Annotated in this window: 2 protein-coding genes; both read right to left on the reverse strand. The window is 59.4% G+C overall.

From position 1 onward, the window contains the following. Positions 1 to 418: hypothetical protein (locus WBR57_RS11635; RefSeq protein WP_424083958.1), on the reverse strand; the 418-nt coding region annotated here is incomplete at its 3' end. Continuing rightward, positions 415 to 1,826, reverse strand: a 1,412-nt coding sequence (gene pilM, locus WBR57_RS11640; protein WP_424083959.1) for a pilus assembly protein PilM, incomplete at its 5' end; no start/stop codon positions are given. The genes WBR57_RS11635 and pilM, both read right to left, overlap by 4 nt.

Below are 1,826 nucleotides of genomic sequence, written 5' to 3' on the forward strand. Positions count from 1 at the left end.
TGAGATAGCGGGAAAAGCCAAAATAAAAATTGGGCGGCAGGTTGACGCGGCGGGTTTGGGCCGCGCTTTTCAGGCGCTGCACCTCGTCGTCCAGATCGTGCTTCCAGGCCACGGGATCTTCCTTTTCGATGGAGCGGAGTTTGTTTTCCTTCGGCTGAAGTTCGGCGCGGATCAGGGGATCGAGTTGCGCCTTGAGCAGGTCGATATTGGCCTGGAGGGCCTTGCCGTTGGAAGCGCCAACGACGATGTTGTGGTTGGTCGAGTATTTGTCAAAATCGGCTTTGGCGTTCGTGACGTCGGTCTGCGCGTCCTGGAGCGCGCCCGACAGGTACCACCAGGCACCGCCGCCCAAGAGGGCAATGACGACAGCCGCGATGATGACCCCGAGGTCAAAGCCGGAAAGATTCAATTTTTTCATGGCTTGGTCGCGTCGGGTTTGAGACGGATGGGCGTCTTGAGCTTGAGATGCATGGAAAATTTCTGCGCGAAGGCGTTCGGGTCGGACTCCGACGTGGTGATGGAAATCAGCGTCGAAGTGAGGTTCTTCGTGTCGATATCGAAATAGGGCAAATCGGCCAGCGCGACGACAAACTCGCGCAACCGCGCGGGATCGACCACTTCGGTCTTGGGGTTGGCATGATAGAGGCCGCTAATGACCAGCATGTTGATCTCGTCGGCCGGAGCGTCCGTTCCCATTCCAGTTTCCAGGCGGGGCGAAGAAGCGGCGCCCGAGGGAGGATTGGAGACGGGAACGAGTTGCGTAATCCAGACGCCATCGGGAATTTTTTCATTCAAGGCGGCGAGAGTCTGCGCCCAGGCGTCGCGCTGCACGCCGAGATCCACGGCGGATTTGAGTGTTTGCCGGAGCGTGTCCTGCTCCTTGGCTAAAATTCCGATCTTGGGAGCCATGGTCTGGAGACTTTGGGTGCTTTCGCGCAGGTTTTTTGCCATGGCCTGCGCCACGGACGTTTGTTGGTAGTAGTAAAGTCCCAGGCAGACAAAGAGGAGCGCCCAGGCGGCAAGCGCCCCGAGGTAGTAGGGTTGTTTGCGCCGTTTATCGGCGCGGGCGGCGAGGGTCGGGGCGTCAAGGGTGACCTCGGCGGGGCAGCTTCCGGTCTCGCGCAAGGCGAGGCCGACCAGTTCCGCCGTGCAACAATTGTTATGCTGAAGGTCCCCCCGGTTGAGGGAGGGGGCCAGGTTCACGTTGCGCAGGGGGTTGAAGTAGGTGACGGGCAGACTGAGTTTGTCGCCGATGAAGAGATCGAGGTAGGGCAACTGGGAGCTGCCGCCGGTGAGGAAAACGCGCTTGAGGGGCGCGCCGTTGAGCGTCGTGCGATAGTAGGCGATGGAGCGATTGATGTCGACGTGGAGGCGGGTCATCGTCGAGCGGATGAGTTTGGAGATGCGCGCGGCATCGGCGTCATCCGGGTCGGCGTAAACCCCGCCGAGGGAGACAAAGCCTTTGCCCTTTTTCAATGTTTCCGCCGCCGTGAAGGGCTCCTGCATTTCATTGCAGATGCTTTGGGAGATTTGGTTTCCGGCGATGGGGACGTTGCGAATCCAGAAGCTGTTTTTTTCGACAAAGACGAGGTTGGTCGACCGCGCGCCCATGTCGATAATGAGGGTGCATTCGTCGGTTTGGACCTCGCTGTAACGAAAAGCGTTGAGGAGCGCAAAAGGGGCGACGTCAACCCGCTTGATCTTGACCCCCACCCGCTCCACGGCCTCGACTTCGGCCTCGATCACTTCCTTCTTGATGGCGACGATGACCGCCTCTGCTTCGCTTCCAGAGATGCGCGTGGGCATCATCTGGTAATCCCATGTCA

The organism is Pseudomonas sp. (assembly GCF_049590575.1).
GTDB lineage: Bacteria > Pseudomonadota > Gammaproteobacteria > Pseudomonadales > Pseudomonadaceae > Aquipseudomonas.